We start from the raw sequence: 16,423 nt of genomic DNA on the forward strand, positions 1-16,423 counted from the left end.
AACAGAAATACTATGAAAGTTTTTACCCGGATAGAAAACCTGCAGCAGTATCCGTGCATTTATATGGCCTTAGGAACTTTTGACGGCATTCATTTAGGACATCAGGAAATTATTTCGCGGACTGTTAGTCAGGCAAAAAATGAAAACTGTATTAGCGCTGTGTTTACTTTTAGCAATCATCCACTTGCTGTTATTGATGCTGAACGCTGTCCACCTCTAATAATAACGAATCAGGAGAAAGTCGATTTAATTGCAGGGCTTGGCGTAGACATATTATTTAATATTGCGTTTACTCCTGGATTCTTACAGTTAACTCCCGAACGGTTTGTTGAAATGCTAGTTAGTAATCTTAATCTGAAGCATGTTATAGTTGGCGAAAACTTTACCTTTGGTTACCGGGGGGCGGGCACTCCTTCGGTATTAACAACTGCCGGTACTAAGCATGGATTTACTGTTGATGTGGTAAATATGGTGGGGGTGAAGGGGATTGTTGTAAGCAGTACGGCCATTAGGCAACTTATTGCTGATGGTGCTGTCAAACAGGCATCAGATCTGCTTGGACGGCCTGCCGCCATTACCGGAAAAATTATCAAAGGCGACCAGCGGGGACGCAAACTAGGTTTTCCTACTGCAAATCTGGCAATTCCTGCAGGTCTTTTGGTTCCAGCTGACGGCGTTTATGCTGTATATGCCATTGATGAAGCCGGAGTCAAGTATAAGGGGGTTGCTAACATTGGTAACAATCCGACATTTATTAGGCAAACACGACGCATTGAGGTGCATATCTTAGATTTTGACCGAAGTATTTACGGACAGATATTAAAAGTACAATTTATCGACCGTATTCGCGGTGAGATAGCGTTTGCCAGTGTAGAGCAACTACGGCAACAGATGGCTGCTGATATCGAATTTGCTCGGAAACGCTATTTTCACTGCTAATCAAGGTTTACACAGCATAGAGTTTATGGTAAAATATGATACAGTGATTAAATCACTCAATTAACCATAGCGAGGATGATCGAGTCTCCGACGGTCGTCTTGGCTAACGGGGATAAAGCAATAAAAGGAGGTGAACCATTGTGTTGACGCCTGAAAATAAGCAAAAACTTATTGAAAAATATCGTGTACATGCAAATGATACCGGGTCTCCTGAAGTTCAGATTGCTATTTTAACTGAACGTATCAACTACTTGACCGAGCATTTAAGAGAGCATAAAAAAGATCACCACTCCCGCCGGGGACTGTTAAAAATGGTTGGTCAACGCAGAGGTCTTTTGAACTATCTGCGTGAAAACGATATTGAACGCTACCGTTCAATTCTGGAAAAACTTAACTTAAGAAAGTAAAAAAGCGGATTTTCCGCTTTTTTTATTTATTTTCCAGGTTAAAGCAAAATAAAAAAGGGAATAATAAGAAAAATGTCGAACAGTTAATCTTTGTTAAAAGAAAAGGGGTTTACAGAGGAGGAAAACAAAATATGGAAAAATTCCAGATGGAGCTAGGTGGCCGGACCTTGGTCATTGAATCAGGCAAAATGGCCAAGCAAGCCAATGGCGCCGTGTTGGTACGCTATGGCGATACCGCTGTTCTGGTAACTGCGACTCAATCGGCTGAGCCCCGGTTGGGTATCGACTTTTTTCCCTTAACAGTCGATTATGAAGAACGCTTATATTCGGTAGGGAAAATTCCGGGTGGATTTATCAAACGAGAGGGACGTCCGAGTGAAGCGGCTATTTTAGCTGGTCGTTTAATCGACCGGCCTATTCGTCCGCTATTTGCCGATGGTCTGCGAAATGATGTTCACATTGTGGCTACCGTATTGTCGGTTGACCAGAATAATCCGCCTGACATTCCGGCTATGATTGGCGCGTCGTGTGCTTTGGGGATTTCGGATATCGTCTTTAATGGACCAATTGGCGGAGTTCGCGTTGGTCTTATTGATAATCAATTTATCTTAAATCCTACTGTTGATCAACAAGAAAAAAGCGACCTCAATCTGGCTGTAGCTGGTACAAAAGATGCTATTTTGATGGTTGAAGCAGGAGCAAATGAATTGCCTGAGGAAACCATGCTAGAAGCTATTTTGTTTGGTCATGATGTTATTAAGAAAATTGTGGCTTTTCAGGAAGACATCATTGCTCAAATTGGCAAACCCAAAAAAGAGAAGCCACTTTACGAAATTCCGGCCGACATCGACGCTGCTGTGCGTGAATACATAACTGATAAACTAAAGGCAGCTGTATCTAACCCGGACAAACTTGAGCGCGAAGAAAACATTAAAAAGGTGAAAGACGAAGCCACAGAGTATTTTCTGGCCATTTATCCTGATAACGAAAAAGATATTGGCAACATGATTCAAAAGATTCTTAAGGAAATTGTCCGGAAAATGATTACCGTGGATAAAATTCGCCCAGATGGTCGCCAGATTGAAGAAGTGCGTCCCATTACCTGTGAAGTCGGACTCTTTGCCCGTACTCATGGTTCAGGACTGTTTACGCGTGGACAGACCCAGGTGCTTACTGTCACTACATTAGGCGCTATTGGTGATGAACAGATTCTTGACGGCCTTGGGGTTGAAGAATCTAAACGGTATATGCATCATTACAACTTCCCTTCGTTCAGTGTGGGTGAGACTAGGCCGTCCCGTGGCCCTGGGCGCCGTGAAATTGGCCATGGAGCTTTGGCTGAACGGGCGCTCTTACCTGTAATTCCTTCCGAAGCCGATTTTCCGTATACCATTCGGTTAGTTTCGGAAGTATTAGAATCCAATGGCTCAACTTCAATGGCCAGCGTATGCGGCAGTACATTGTCATTGATGGATGCCGGTGTACCAATAAAAGCGCCGGTGTCAGGTGTAGCTATGGGGTTGGTAAAAGACGGTGATAACTATACCATCCTGACTGACATTCAGGGTATGGAAGACGCTCTCGGCGATATGGATTTTAAAGTTGCTGGTACTGCTCATGGCGTGACGGCTATGCAGATGGATATGAAGATATCGGGTATCACCAAAGAAATTTTTGAAGATGCTTTGGCACAGGCCAAACGCGGTCGGATGCACATTATGGGCAAAATGCTTGAAGTTATTAACGAGCCGAGAAAAGAACTGTCGCCTTATGCGCCCCGTATTATTACGATGGAAATTGACCCGGATAAAATCCGCGATGTTATTGGCCCCGGTGGCAAGACCATCAAAAAAATTATTGAAGAAACCGGTGTTACCATTGATATTGAGGATGATGGCAAAGTATTTATTGCTGCCGTTGATGTCGAAGCCGGGCAAAAGGCAGTCCGCATTATTGAAACTCTGGTGCGTGATGTTGAAGTTGGCGGTATCTACATGGGGAAAGTTACCCGATTGATGAATTTTGGCGCGTTCGTGGAAATTCTTCCTGGCAAGGAAGGACTTGTACATATTTCGCAATTGGCACGGGAACGAGTTGCTAAAGTTGAAGATGTCGTTAAACCTGGTGATGAAATCATGGTAAAAGTGACTGAGATTGACCGTCAGGGACGCATTAATTTATCACGCAAAGAATTGTTAAAAGCCGAGCCACGGGAGCCTCGTACTGAAGGCGGCGATCAATAGTAAATAAGTAAAGGTGGAGAACATAAACTGGGTGAGCTGGTTTATGTTTTCTTTATTTTACTCATAAATTAATGTCTGCACTAATACAATTTACTATATGCAATTTGCAGGCAGGAGTGATTCGAATGCAGTGCAAAGTGGTAGTCGTAAGCAAAATTCGCCGCTGGTATGTATATTTTGCTGTTGGTGTATTTATGACTGTAGCTATGCTGTCAGGCAATCTCCAGCCACTGGTCGTTATTACACAGTCGCTGTCAGTGCCGCCGCCGGTTTTCCATGGTAATTCGGCGCAGCCCAAAGTTGCTCTAGCGTGTAATGTGTTTTGGGGGGAGGAGTATCTTCCGGACATGCTTAAAACCTTAGATGAGCATAACACGCACATCACTTTTTTTATTGGCGGCAGCTGGGCAAATAAATATCCGGAAATGCTTAAAGACTTAGCCAATCGAGGACATGAACTGGGTAATCATACTTATAGCCATCCGCATCCAAACAATTTGAGCAAAGAAAAAAATAAGGAACAGATATTGCGCACAGAAGAACTGGTAGCTAATATTACCGGAATAAAAACTAACTTATATGCTCCGCCTTACGGCGAGTACAATAATACTGTATTGCTGGCTGCCCAGGAACTAAACTATACTACCATTATGTGGAGTATCGATACTGTTGACTGGAAACGGCCACCGCCGGAAGTGCTAAAAGAACGGGTGCTGAAAAAACTTCATAATGGCGCAATTATTCTAATGCACCCGACAGCGCCAACTGCCCGGGCTTTGCCCGGACTATTGACAGATATACAAAACAGAGGATATACAATTACTACGGTATCTGATATACTTAAATAACAAAAATAGGCAGACGAAAGTCTGCTTTTTTTTATTGCCTAAAACCTGCAATGTGTGGTAGTATATTGTTTACGTAAGAAGATAACTTTTAGTTATCATACTTGTTTGCTGGAATGGAGGCTGAATCATGAACAAGTATAAAAAATTAATGTCGTTACTAATAATGACGGTTTTTACAATCACCATTATGTTGCCTGTTACTCCTGCATACGCCTTCTCAGTGTCGGATTTGTTGGGACAAACTACTGGTTCCAATGATTCTAGCGGACTCACTAACATGGGGACCGGTAAAGGCTTGATAGATATTTTGCTTGGTTTGGTGCTGAGCAAGTTTCTAGGAAGCGCGTTTAATAGCCCGGCAGACGGACCTACCAAAGATAGTCCGGCCAACGGGCTGTCAAATGCTTTGTCGAAAGAATTTGTCGGGTTTTATGCCGAGTGGTGGGACACAGATGTTTCTTCTTATAATTCCATGGTGAAAAATGCCGATGTAATCAAGACTATTGCGCCGTTCTGGGCCACAATGCAGGCAGACGGTACAATTAATGACCGTGGTGGCAATGATCATGCTTCAGTGGTTAAGACAGCCCACCAAAACAACATAACAACATTGCTTTTGGTCAATAACGCCAAACAAGACAGTGCAACCCCACCTGTTCACACCGTGCTGGCAACTCCTGCGCTCAGGACTACAACCATTAACAACCTTGAGGCTTATATTAAAAAGTATGACCTCGATGGCATTAACATTGACTTTGAAATGGTGCCTGCCGAAGACCGGGATAACTTGACGGCGTTTATGCGGGAGCTTTCCGCCCGCCTAAAGCCTCAGGGCTATATTGTGTCTATTGATGTTTTCCCAAAACAGGACGAGAGCAATGATGTTGCGGCAGCGTATGATTATGCCGAGCTAGCAAAATATGCCGATAAGATTATGATTATGACTTATGATAATCACGGCATGTGGAGTGGTCCAGGTCCAATTGCAGACATTCGTTGGGTGGAAAACAGCTTAAAGTATGCTCTGAAATATATCCCGAAAAACAAGCTATATCTTGGTATTGCCGCATATGGCTATGACTGGTCGGCCAACGGTGTTCAGTCATTAGAATTTAAGCCGATCATGGATTTGGCTCAGCGCTATGGTGCAGCAGTGAAGTGGGATGATGCATCCAAATCCCCATACTTCAGCTATACCTCCAATGACGGCACGGCTCATACCATTTGGTTTGAAAACAGTGAAAGCTTGAAGTACAAGCTGGCGCTTGTTACCAAGTATGATATTGCCGGCGCCGCCATGTGGAAACTTGGCGAAGAAGATCCGGCTTTTTGGCCGGTGCTGCGGGACAAGTTCCTTAAGAAATAAAAAAATAACACGGGAGGTTAGCAGTGTATAATAAAAAGATATTGTCATTAGTCATGCTTTTGGTCTTGGTGTTAAACATCTTAGGCCCAGTGCAAGTAAGTCATGCAGCAGCTTTGGACAGCGTTATTGGCACGCTGGCCGCTTCGACTGTACCTTCGAACGATGTCAGTTCAGGCGGTTCTAATGTGTTTGATAAACTGTTCAGCCTATTATTTGATAAGATTCTTGGACCGATATTGAACATTTTTGGGGGGGGCAAAGCCGGGACTGCTACACCGGACAATCCGGTGAGGGTAATACCGCTCCCGTCAAAAGAACCCAATGATCCTATTACCGACAGCGGTGTATTGCGCGGCAAAGTTATTGTTGTCGACCCAGGTCATGGTGGCAGCAATCCTGGCGCAGTTGCCAACGGCACCCGGGAGTCCGACAATAACTTGGCAGTTAGCCTAAAACTCAGGGACAAGCTGGTTAAGGCCGGGGCCAAAGTAATTATGACCAGGGAAACCGACCGTACCGTGGCAACGGAAGACAGTAGTCTTGGACAAGAACTGGAGGCACGGGTTAATATTGCTAAAAGCAACCAAGCAGACATGTTTGTTAGTATCCACTCTAACTCTAACCCTGACCCGTCAATTTACGGTGCTATGACTTTTTACCCAAGTGGCAAATCATCCAAACTGGCACTTGAGGTTCAAGACAGTATTGTTAAAGAAACTGGCGCTGTAGATAAAGGCACTTCTCCAGCTACTTTCTATGTGCTTCGCAATACCACAATGCCTAGCATTCTTGTTGAGATGGGCTTTGTGACTAACGCCAAGGAAGCTCAGATGCTCCAGGATGATAGCTATCGAAACAAAATGGCCCAGGGTATTTTTAATGGGATAGTAAAATACTTTAACAGCTAAACTAATAATTTATTTATTTAAGACAGAGATAAACGTTAAATCGAATATCTCTGTTTTTTTCTTTTGCAATTTTAGATATAATATGGAATATAATTAACTTGACAAATTATTTTTTATCCGATGACCAAGCCGCTCTAAGACTCCCATCTTCTACAAGTGGGAGTTAAGAGCGGCTAAGTCCCTGGATAAGTTCGACTAAACTTCAGATGGGGTAAAAACCCCACCTGAAGCTAAGTCTCTCTTTATTAGATTATGGTGTTGATGAAAAGGAGATTTTATGTATCAAAAATCAGTCTTGCCTAATGGGATTCGCATCGTTTCTGAAACTATTCCCTATGTTAAATCGGTTACTATGGGGATATGGGTTGGAACAGGCTCACGTTTCGAGGACAGTCATAACCACGGTATTTCTCATTTCATTGAACATTTAATGTTCAAAGGTACTGTCAAGCGCTCGGCCAAGGATATTGCCGAGACGGTGGATGCCATTGGCGGTCAGCTCAATGCTTTTACTGCTAAAGAATATACTTGTTATTACGTGAAAGTCTTGGACTCTCATACCGAATTGGCAATGGATATTTTAAGCGATATGCTGCTAACGTCAAAGTTTGCCGAGGACGATATTGAACGTGAACGCCAGGTAGTATTGGAAGAATTTCATATGTATGAAGACTCGCCAGATGAATTAGTGCATGATATTCATCTGGATACTGTGTGGCCCGGACATCCGCTGGGACGGAATATTTTGGGGACAGTTGATTCAATAAACCGGTTTGACCGTGATTTGGTATTAGAGTATTATCGGGATTTTTATACACCTGATAACTTGGTGATTGCTGCTGCCGGTAATTTAGAGCATGAAGTTCTGGTGGAGCTGGCAATCCGTTATTTTAGTGGGCTGACAGGGATAAGACGTAAGTTAACAATGACAGCGCCAGTACTGAACCCGACCCGGACAATTATCAGCAAGGATACCGAACAGGTGCATGTATGTCTGGGTACGTTGAGTGTACCTCAGGATTATCCGGAAATTTATCCGGTGCATATTATAAATAATATTTTGGGCGGGGGGATTAGCTCCCGGCTGTTTCAGTCTATTCGGGAAGAACGAGGACTGGCATATTCGGTATATTCCTATCAAAATAACTATAAGGATGCAGGCTTACTCACAATATATGCAGGTACCCGTCCCGGCAATGTCAACCAGGTTTTAGAGCTGATTAAGGAGAACTTGCAGGAACTAATAAAGAGTGGGATAAGTGAACAAGAATTGATAAAGTCTAAAGAGCAAATAAAAGGCAGTTTGCTGCTTGGCTTGGAAAGTTCAAGCAGCCGGATGTCCCGTATTGGCAAAATGGAAGTTACTTTAGGCAAGTTTGTGCCTCTGGATGAAGTTGTAAGCAAGATTGATAGAGTTATGTTGAATGATGTCAATCAGATGATTGTCCGGATGTTTGCTTCTGAAAACTTATGCTTCACAGCCTTAGGTCCTGTTGATTCAGGTAGTATTACTACTAATTTCAGTCTTTAATGGATAAGGAGAGATCATGGCTAGAGGGTTTGAAATCATTAAACAGTATCAAGAGAGCGGGATTATTTTACCGGTACGTAAGACGGCGCTGAGCGCCGGATATGATATTGCTGCCGGTCAAGACACCATTTTACTTCCTGGTAAGGTTACTTTAGTACCAACAGGACTCAAAGCTTACATGGAAAATGACGAATACCTTGGTGTGCACATCCGTTCCGGTTTGGCAGTAAGGCATAATTTAAGTCTGATAAATGGCCAGGGGGTTATTGATGCTGACTATTATAACAATCCAGATAATGAGGGTCATATTTTAATTGCCATATTTAACCACGGTACGGAGCTGGTGGAAATAACTAAAGGAACTAGAATAGCTCAAGGAATTTTTTATAAATATCTGAAAGCTGACCATGATTCGGCAGGCGCGGTCCGTACCGGTGGCTTAGGCAGTACCGGACACTAGAAGCTTCAAGGAGGGTATCCTCCTTGAAGCTTTTCTCATAACTCAGTACTGATGGCCATATATATTAATGAGATGTGGTTAGAGAGGGAGAGTGGGTTATGTATGCATGGGCGATGTTAGTCCTGATTATCCTGGTGGTCATGTGGTCAATTTGGCTGCGTGTCTGCTGTTCCCGTGTATCTTTGGACAATATGCCGCAAGTTGAACCAAGGCCCTCGCCGTTTTCCAATGCGGTACAGGATTTGGTGTCAACTGCGGGGGGCGTTTATCTTTCCTTGGTTCTGATTGTTTCATTTTTAAAAATTGAGCTGCCTGAACGGATAACGATAGGTATACTTTCTTTTGATCCTCTGGCAATGACGTCTATTGGTTTAGCGGTTATTCAGCCGATGTTTAGTAAAATATTTGGCAATAAGTAGGTGACGGTATGCGGATAAGTGAAATGACTGGCAAGGAAGTTATCAATTTAGGCGATGGCGCCCGTTTGGGCATAATTGGCGAATGTGAGCTGGTATTTGACAGTAAAACCGGTGTTATTAACGGTTTAATATTGCCAAAACGCAGGATGATATTTAATTTTTGGGGTGATAACCAAATATCCACAATACCATGGCAAGCCATTCGGCGAATTGGTGATGAAATTGTTATCATTGATTTAAATAACGCGTACGAACGTATGTATTCAAGATAAGCCGGGAATAAAAAATGTGAGGCTGGTTAAACCTAACATTAGCCTATATATTAGACTAATTGTTAGGAGGTTTATTTATGGCAACAAACAAAAACTATAGCAATAACCAAATAACCGGTCAAGCTGCAAGTCAGTCAGATACTGCCGTGGTTAATAGCTATACAAATGCGCAAACTCAGACTGGCGGGACGCAAAGTAGTGCTCAAGGCGCTAAAAGTGTAATTGGCGTTTTTGGTTCCCGCTCAGACGCCGAACAAGCTGTCCGTGCCCTCAGGTCGCAAGGCTTTACAACTGAAGAAATCTCCATTGTTTCTAAGAATAAGCAGGAAGAAAACCGCGATTACCACGACACCGAATATTTTGAAGACGATATTACAGATGGCGCGCTGACAGGCGGAACTTTAGGCGGGATTGGCGGCCTGCTCTTGGGTGCCGGCGCTTTAGCCATTCCCGGTGTCGGGCCAATACTTGCCGCAGGTCCAATTGCAGCAGCTTTAAGCGGAGCCGTAGCAGGAGGTATTGCCGGTGGACTTATTGACTGGGGTATTCCAGCTGAAGCAGGCAAACGTTATGAACAAGAAGTAGTTAAAGGTAGAACATTGGCAATTATCCGCTCTGACGCAGCCAAGATTAATCAGGCAGCCCAGATTCTTCGTCAAAACGGCGCCACTGATGTTGAAACACATACTATAAAATAAAACCGGGATTTTCCCGGTTTTTTCCTGAAGTACGCAGATTTTTAATATTTATTGACAATGTTGGAACCTTTGGTATAAAATGTGAGTAAAATGAATAAGCAACATCCTGTACAGGATGAAGTAGAGGTGCGGGAGTCAAAAGTACTTTCAGGGAGAGTGGCATCGAGGAACTGAGAGGAAAGGGGCGACCGCCGAAGTAAGCAAGGCTGCCGGGCCTACTTATTGGTCTTATATCAAATAGGTTTAAGACTGTCACCATTACTTGGTGGAGCGCTATCTCATCTGGTCAGGGGAAGATATATGTTTTCCTATGGTCAGAATCTGCTGTCTATTGACAGCCGGTGGAGAAAAGCGCTCACCGGCTGTTTTTAATTTAACAGGAGGTGGATAGCGCTTGATTAGAGTAATCGTATGCGGTGCGTATGGAAAGATGGGCCGTGAAGTTTTGAAGGCAGTATATAAAGACCAACATTTGAGCATTGTCGGTGCGGTGGACGTCAATTCTGATTTTGCTGATGTCGGGGATATAATTGGTGCTGGAAAAACCGGGGTTATTGTGGGTAATGATCTACAAACAGTGATCACTGAGACTAAGCCGCAAGTTATGGTTGATTTTACTAATCCCGAAGCGGTAATGGATAATATTAGAGTGGCTATACAAAATGGGGTTTGTCCGGTAGTTGGGACAACCGGTTTATCAGAAACCGATATTAGTAAAGTGCGTGATTTGTGCACATCAACCAAGGTTAATGCCATAATTTCGCCTAATTTTTCCATAGGCGCTATTTTAATGATGAAGTTAGCGCAGGAAGCTGCAAAGTATCTGCCGCATGTTGAAATTATTGAAATGCATCATGACCAGAAACTTGATGCTCCATCTGGCACAGCGCTCAGGACGGCTGAATTGATTGCCAAAGTACGGGGAGAAATGCATCAAGGTCATCCTGCTGAAGTAGAAAAACTGACAGGTGCCCGTGGCGGAGATGTATCAGGCATCAGGCTGCATAGCGTACGTCTTCCTGGCTATGTTGCTCACCAAGAGGTGATTTTCGGCGGGTTGGGCCAAACATTAACCATCCGTCATGACTCGATATCGCGGGAGTCATTCATGCCAGGAGTTGTGTTGGCTTGCAAAAAAGTGCTTACCGTTGACGGTCTAATTTATGGTCTTGAGCATATAATGGGCTAAATTTTCGCAAAGTAATGCAAGATAACGTCAATTATGGGGAGTGGTCTTAATGAAAAAGTATAATGTTGCAATTTTAGGGGCAACCGGAGCAGTTGGCCAGGAATTTTTAAAGCTTATTGAAGAACGGAACTTTCCGTTTAATGAGTTAAAGCTGCTGGCCTCTGAGCGATCAGCCGGTAAAACGATTGAATTTATGGGTAAAAGCTATATAGTTGAGGCAGCGAAGCCCGAATCATTTAACGATGTGCAAATTGCTTTATTTGCAGGTGGTTCGGCCAGCAAGACATTAGCGCCTGAAGCTGTCAAACGGGGAGCGGTGGTTATTGATAACTCCAGCGCCTTCCGAATGGACCCGCAAGTGCCGCTGATAGTACCTGAAGTTAATCCCGAAGCCATCAAAACACATAAAGGAATTATTGCTAATCCTAATTGTTCTACCATTATTATGGTCATGGCGTTAAAGCCTATTTATGATGCGGTTAAAATAAAGCGGATTGTTGTTTCTACTTATCAGGCAGTTTCAGGAGCCGGCAAAGAGGCAATTGATGAACTGACAAATCAAGTTAAAGCAGTAATCGAGGGCCGCCAGCCAGAAGCTAATATTTTACCTAGCGCCAGCTTACCTAAACATTATCAGATTGCTTTCAATCTTTTACCCCAAATTGACGTTTTTGTTGAAGGAAATTATACAAAAGAAGAAATGAAAATGGTAAATGAAACCCATAAAATACTCAATGATTATGAAATTGGGGTAACGGCCACAACCGTCCGGGTGCCAGTATACCGGAGCCATTCCGAGTCAATTAACATCGAACTGGAAGGTCCATTGTCTCCGGAAGAAGCAAAACAACTGTTAGCCAAGTTTCCTGGTGTCATCGTCGAAGATAATCCGGCCGAAATGTTATATCCTATGCCGCTATATACTTCTGACCGGGATGAAGTATTTGTCGGACGAATTCGTGCCGATAAAACTGTTCCTTACGGCTTGAACCTATGGGTGGTGGGTGATCAAATCCGGAAAGGCGCGGCCCTTAATGCTGTGCAGATTGCCGAGTATATGATCGAACATAATTTAATTTGAGGTGTAAAAAATGCGAATAATTGTCCAGAAGTTCGGGGGTACGTCAGTGGCGTCGCCCGAAGTGCGGGAACTTGTTCTGCGCAAGATTGAGAATGCGCGGGATCAAGGTTTTAATCCGGTAATTGTAGTATCAGCAATGGGGCGCAAGGGTGCTCCTTATGCTACTGATACTTTGATTGGTATCGCGCGTTCGGCGTATAAGGATATTGCCGCCCGCGAGCTTGACCAGATTATGTACTGTGGTGAGATGATTTCGGCTGTGATTATGGCCGGTACACTACAGGCCGCTGGCATGGACGCTGTAATGCTTACCGGCGGTTATGCCGGTATTGTTACCGATGCAAATTTTAATAACGCCCGTATTTTAAAATGTGATCCTACGCGGATAATAGGCTTGCTAAAACAGGGAAAAGTACCTGTTGTTTGCGGTTTTCAAGGGATGACCGCCGATGGCGAATTTACCACTTTGGGGCGGGGGGGCAGCGATACTACGGCTTCGGCGTTGGGGGCGGCACTAAATGCTGAGATGGTAGAAATATATACTGATGTAGATGGGATTATGACGGCTGATCCGAGAATTGTTGATAATGCCAAAATTCTTGATTGCATAAGCTATGGTGAAGTTTGTCAACTCGCCCATCAAGGTGCTAAGGTTATTCATCCCCGCGCAGTGGAAATTGCTATGCAAAAAAATATTCCACTGGTAGTAAAGTCGACATTCTCTGATGCTCCTGGCACACTTATCACCAATATTGCCAAAGAGGATACCGGCGGAGCGGTAGTATTAGACCGTATAGCTACGGGGGTAACATATCTAACCGATATTGTTCAGATCAAAGTCAGTCTTGATGAGAATATGACAAGTGATGCCAGCTTTAAAGTATTCAAGACTATGGCTGACAGCGGGGTTAGCGTTGATCTGATTAATGTGCACCCAGGACAAATAATGTTTACAATTAGCGCTGATCATGCTGAGCGGGCGGCTGCCGAATTAAAACGTCAGGGCTATGATATTGAAGTTTTAGAAAACTGTGCTAAAGTATCGGTAGTTGGCGGCGGAATGCGTGAAGTACCTGGGGTTATGGCAAGTTTTGTAGAAGCATTATCACACAACAAAATTGCTATCCTCCAAACAGTAGACTCTCATACCTCTATCTCGGTGCTTGTGCCACAAAGCGATGTGGGAACTGCTGTCAAGTCGCTCCATGAGAAATTTGGTTTATCAAATTAAGTAAGGGGGAGAGTTTTGTGAGAAATTTCGGACGAATTTTAACCGCTATGGTAACTCCGTTTAATGACGATTATAGCGTTAACTATACTGAAGCCGCTAAATTAGCACAATATCTTGTCAACAATGGGTCGGACGGATTAGTTGTTGCCGGCAGTACCGGTGAATCCGCAACTTTGACCAAAGAGGAAAAGTTAAAACTGTTCGCCACAGTTTTGGAAGCAGTAGGTGATAAAGCTACGGTAATTGCGGGCACAGGCTCGAATGATACCAGAGCTTCCATAGAATTAACCAAAGAAGCTGAAAAAATTGGTGTACACGGCGCTATGCTGGTAGGTCCTTATTACAATAAGCCGCCACAAGAGGGTTATTATCAGCACTTCAAAGCTATTGCCGAGTCTACATCTCTGCCACTTATCGCGTATAATGTGCCGGGACGCACCGGTTCAAACATTTTACCGACAACTATTGCCCGTTTGGCTGAAATAGAAAATATTGTGGCTGTCAAAGAGGCCAGCGGTAATCTCGATCAAATTTCTGAGATTATCCGCATTACTCCCAATGACTTTTTAGTATATAGCGGTGACGACGGATTGACACTGCCGGTACTGGCCGTGGGTGGGGTCGGAGTTATCAGCGTGGCGGCACATATTGTCGGTAAGCGCATGCAGGAGATGGTGGCCGCTTTTTATGACGGAGATATGGCCAAAGCCCAGGCTCTGCATTTGGAACTCTTGCCATTTTTTAAAGTTATTTTTATTACAACAAACCCAATACCCATTAAAGAAGCTGTTAATCTTATCGGTATAAAAGCCGGTCCGTTAAGGTTGCCGTTGGTGCCGCCTACTGCCGCTGAAGCTGAACAGCTTAGAAAGGTAATGACATCAATAGGTGCGCTATAATTGAGTCTGCCCGACAGCGAGAGCTGCCGGGCTTTTTGTATGCTAAGATAAGATTTGCATATAATATTGCAGAGCAAGCATGCCACTTGTTGTCAGCGGCAGTTAAATAGGGTATAATTATTCACAAGTGGACAGGACGGCCGGTTTTTTATTTTGTGTTAATGAACGGGCGGTTAAAACTTAATTTGTTTTACTATTTTAAATAATGTTGGAGGTGTATGTTTTTTTGGCAAGACAACCAAACAAAGTACAAATTATTCCCCTGGGCGGGATGGGGGAGATCGGTAAAAATATGACGGTAGTCCGTTATGGTGATGAAATCATTGTAATTGACTCGGGTTTGATGTTTCCTGAAGACGATATGCTGGGCATTGACCTTGTTATTCCTGATATTACCTATTTACTGGATAACCGTGACCTTGTAAAAGCCATCGTATTAACCCATGGGCATGAAGACCACATCGGTGCTTTGCCTTATGTATTGAAGCAGCTTAACGTACCCGTATATGGTACTCGCTTGACACTCGGAATTTTAGAGGGACGTTTGAAGGAGAATAATGTTGCTGCTAATAATTTAAATGCTGTTAAACCCGGAGATCAAATTCAAATCGGCAATTTTAAAATTGGTTTTATTCGGGTAAGCCACAGTATCGCCGATTCGGTAGCGCTGTCAATAAAAACGCCTGTTGGTGTCATTGTTCATACCGGTGACTTTAAGCTTGACCAAACTCCGGTAGACGGTAAAGTTACCGACTTTCATAAATTTGCCGAACTAGGTGACCAGGGTGTATTGGTACTTTTAGCTGACAGCACTAATGCCGAACGTCCCGGTTATACGCTTAGTGAAAAGTCGGTAGGAGTAACCTTTGACGAGACCTTCCGAAATGCGCGGGAACGGATCATTATTGCTTCCTTTTCTTCTAATATTCATCGTATTCAACAGGCTATAGATACTGCTTGTAAACACCGGCGCAAGGTCGCCATACTCGGGCGGAGCATGGTTAATGTTGTCAGCATTGCTCTAGAATTGGGTTATTTAAACGTTCCGGAAGGCGTTATTATCGATATTGATGAAATAAATAATTACCCTTCATCAGGAATTGTTATACTGACTACAGGAAGCCAAGGTGAGCCAATGTCGGCTCTAACACGGATGGCTATGTCGGACCACAAGAAGGTTGAGATTATTCCTGGTGACACCGTTATTATTTCAGCTACACCTATACCAGGAAATGAAAAACTGGTATCACGTACGATTGATTTTTTGTTCCGTCAAGGGGCGGAAGTTGTTTATGAAGCAACTTCCGGCATCCATGTGTCCGGTCATGCCAGTCAAGAAGAACTTAAGCTCATCCATAACCTTATTCGTCCGAAGTTTTTTATTCCGGTGCATGGTGAATACCGGCACTTGATTAAACACGCCAAGCTAGCTCAATCACTAGGTATGCCTAAGGAAAATGTTTTTGTTGCAGAAAATGGTCAAGTACTTGAGTTTACTACTGAGAAAGGGGCAATAACCGGAAAAGTTACATCAGGCAACGTTTTAGTCGACGGCTTAGGTGTTGGCGATGTAGGCAATATAGTACTCCGTGACCGGCGTCAACTTTCGCAGGACGGTATATTAATTGTCGTTGTCACTATGGACAAACAGCGCGGCCAGGTAGCTGCCGGTCCGGATATTGTTTCTCGTGGTTTTGTGTATGTGCGTGAATCAGAACAACTTATGGAAGACGCCAAAGAGCGGGTTAAACAGGCCCTGGAAAAATGCGAGCTAAATGGAGTCACTGAATGGGCTGCTATTAAGTCTAATGTTCGTGATACCTTAGGCAAGTATTTGTATGAGCGCACTCGGCGCCGCCCGATGATCTTGCCGATAATTATGGAAGTGTAATTGAAAAGCCTTGGTATTACCTGCTATAAAGCTAGGTATAC

16 protein-coding genes and 1 riboswitch are annotated in these 16,423 nt (G+C 43.7%); all 16 genes read left to right on the forward strand.

Translation table 11 applies throughout. The features are described from left to right. Positions 1-12 precede the first annotated feature (12 nt). Positions 13-939: a bifunctional riboflavin kinase/FAD synthetase gene (locus SCACP_RS08510; RefSeq protein WP_425060907.1), complete on the forward strand. Its 927-nt coding sequence runs from the start codon at positions 13-15 to the stop codon at positions 937-939. 137 nt (positions 940-1,076) lie between these two features. Continuing rightward, positions 1,077-1,346 carry a 30S ribosomal protein S15 gene (rpsO, locus tag SCACP_RS08515; protein ID WP_425061361.1) on the forward strand — a complete coding sequence of 90 codons (270 nt, stop codon included), beginning with the start codon at positions 1,077-1,079 and terminating at the stop codon, positions 1,344-1,346. A gap of 131 nt (positions 1,347-1,477) precedes the next feature. Further along, positions 1,478-3,589 carry a polyribonucleotide nucleotidyltransferase gene (locus SCACP_RS08520; protein WP_425060908.1) on the forward strand — a complete coding sequence of 704 codons (2,112 nt, stop codon included), beginning with the start codon at positions 1,478-1,480 and terminating at the stop codon, positions 3,587-3,589. Positions 3,590-3,714: 125 nt separating this feature from the next. Further along, positions 3,715-4,437, forward strand: coding sequence for a polysaccharide deacetylase family protein (locus SCACP_RS08525; protein WP_425060909.1), 723 nt, complete (start codon positions 3,715-3,717; stop codon positions 4,435-4,437). 127 nt (positions 4,438-4,564) lie between these two features. After that, positions 4,565-5,803 carry a glycosyl hydrolase family 18 protein gene (locus SCACP_RS08530; protein WP_425060910.1) on the forward strand — a complete coding sequence of 413 codons (1,239 nt, stop codon included), beginning with the start codon at positions 4,565-4,567 and terminating at the stop codon, positions 5,801-5,803. Between the two features lie 23 nt (positions 5,804-5,826). Continuing rightward, positions 5,827-6,711 (forward strand): N-acetylmuramoyl-L-alanine amidase family protein, encoded by an 885-nt coding sequence (locus SCACP_RS08535; protein ID WP_425060911.1) that lies wholly within the window; start codon positions 5,827-5,829, stop codon positions 6,709-6,711. A gap of 277 nt (positions 6,712-6,988) precedes the next feature. Continuing rightward, positions 6,989-8,242 (forward strand): M16 family metallopeptidase, encoded by a 1,254-nt coding sequence (locus SCACP_RS08540; RefSeq protein ID WP_425060912.1) that lies wholly within the window; start codon positions 6,989-6,991, stop codon positions 8,240-8,242. A gap of 13 nt (positions 8,243-8,255) precedes the next feature. Then, positions 8,256-8,702: a dUTP diphosphatase gene (gene dut / locus SCACP_RS08545; protein WP_425061362.1), complete on the forward strand. Its 447-nt coding sequence runs from the start codon at positions 8,256-8,258 to the stop codon at positions 8,700-8,702. 98 nt (positions 8,703-8,800) lie between these two features. After that, entirely contained in the window at positions 8,801-9,121 is a 321-nt protein-coding gene (locus SCACP_RS08550) for a hypothetical protein (protein WP_425060913.1), read from the forward strand. 8 nt (positions 9,122-9,129) lie between these two features. Then, entirely contained in the window at positions 9,130-9,393 is a 264-nt protein-coding gene (locus SCACP_RS08555) for a YlmC/YmxH family sporulation protein (RefSeq protein WP_425060914.1), read from the forward strand. Positions 9,394-9,470: 77 nt separating this feature from the next. Then, a complete protein-coding gene (locus tag SCACP_RS08560) occupies positions 9,471-10,091 on the forward strand; it encodes a general stress protein (RefSeq protein ID WP_425060915.1) in 621 nt (206 codons plus the stop codon). Positions 10,092-10,204: 113 nt separating this feature from the next. Then, a riboswitch (Lysine riboswitch) is annotated at positions 10,205-10,375 on the forward strand. Positions 10,376-10,485: 110 nt separating this feature from the next. Further along, positions 10,486-11,280 carry a 4-hydroxy-tetrahydrodipicolinate reductase gene (gene dapB / locus SCACP_RS08565; RefSeq protein ID WP_425060916.1) on the forward strand — a complete coding sequence of 265 codons (795 nt, stop codon included), beginning with the start codon at positions 10,486-10,488 and terminating at the stop codon, positions 11,278-11,280. Positions 11,281-11,329: 49 nt separating this feature from the next. Beyond that, complete coding sequence (locus SCACP_RS08570; RefSeq protein WP_425060917.1) at positions 11,330-12,361, forward strand: aspartate-semialdehyde dehydrogenase; 1,032 nt, start codon at positions 11,330-11,332, stop codon at positions 12,359-12,361. Between the two features lie 10 nt (positions 12,362-12,371). Beyond that, positions 12,372-13,592, forward strand: a complete 1,221-nt coding sequence (gene dapG / locus SCACP_RS08575) for an aspartate kinase (RefSeq protein WP_425060918.1) — start codon at positions 12,372-12,374, stop codon at positions 13,590-13,592. A 17-nt stretch (positions 13,593-13,609) separates the two neighbouring features. Continuing rightward, a complete protein-coding gene (gene dapA, locus SCACP_RS08580) occupies positions 13,610-14,491 on the forward strand; it encodes a 4-hydroxy-tetrahydrodipicolinate synthase (protein ID WP_425060919.1) in 882 nt (293 codons plus the stop codon). A 205-nt stretch (positions 14,492-14,696) separates the two neighbouring features. Beyond that, complete coding sequence (locus SCACP_RS08585) at positions 14,697-16,382, forward strand: ribonuclease J (protein ID WP_425060920.1); 1,686 nt, start codon at positions 14,697-14,699, stop codon at positions 16,380-16,382. Positions 16,383-16,423 lie beyond the last annotated feature (41 nt).

Source organism: Sporomusaceae bacterium ACPt (assembly GCA_041428575.1).
Taxonomy (GTDB): domain Bacteria; phylum Bacillota; class Negativicutes; order Sporomusales; family Sporomusaceae; genus Sporomusa_D; species Sporomusa_D carbonis.

What these genes read in the sequence shown, in the direction of transcription:
- SCACP_RS08510 (WP_425060907.1), top strand. Translation starts at nt 13, where the DNA reads ATGAAAGTTTTTACCCGGATAGAAAACCTGCAGCAGTATCCGTGCATT.
- SCACP_RS08520 (WP_425060908.1), top strand. Translation starts at nt 1,478, where the DNA reads ATGGAAAAATTCCAGATGGAGCTAGGTGGCCGGACCTTGGTCATTGAA.
- SCACP_RS08525 (WP_425060909.1), top strand. Translation starts at nt 3,715, where the DNA reads ATGCAGTGCAAAGTGGTAGTCGTAAGCAAAATTCGCCGCTGGTATGTA.
- SCACP_RS08530 (WP_425060910.1), top strand. Translation starts at nt 4,565, where the DNA reads ATGAACAAGTATAAAAAATTAATGTCGTTACTAATAATGACGGTTTTT.
- SCACP_RS08540 (WP_425060912.1), top strand. Translation starts at nt 6,989, where the DNA reads ATGTATCAAAAATCAGTCTTGCCTAATGGGATTCGCATCGTTTCTGAA.
- SCACP_RS08550 (WP_425060913.1), top strand. Translation starts at nt 8,801, where the DNA reads ATGTATGCATGGGCGATGTTAGTCCTGATTATCCTGGTGGTCATGTGG.
- SCACP_RS08555 (WP_425060914.1), top strand. Translation starts at nt 9,130, where the DNA reads ATGCGGATAAGTGAAATGACTGGCAAGGAAGTTATCAATTTAGGCGAT.
- SCACP_RS08560 (WP_425060915.1), top strand. Translation starts at nt 9,471, where the DNA reads ATGGCAACAAACAAAAACTATAGCAATAACCAAATAACCGGTCAAGCT.
- SCACP_RS08570 (WP_425060917.1), top strand. Translation starts at nt 11,330, where the DNA reads ATGAAAAAGTATAATGTTGCAATTTTAGGGGCAACCGGAGCAGTTGGC.
- dapG (WP_425060918.1), top strand. Translation starts at nt 12,372, where the DNA reads ATGCGAATAATTGTCCAGAAGTTCGGGGGTACGTCAGTGGCGTCGCCC.
- SCACP_RS08585 (WP_425060920.1), top strand. Translation starts at nt 14,697, where the DNA reads ATGTTGGAGGTGTATGTTTTTTTGGCAAGACAACCAAACAAAGTACAA.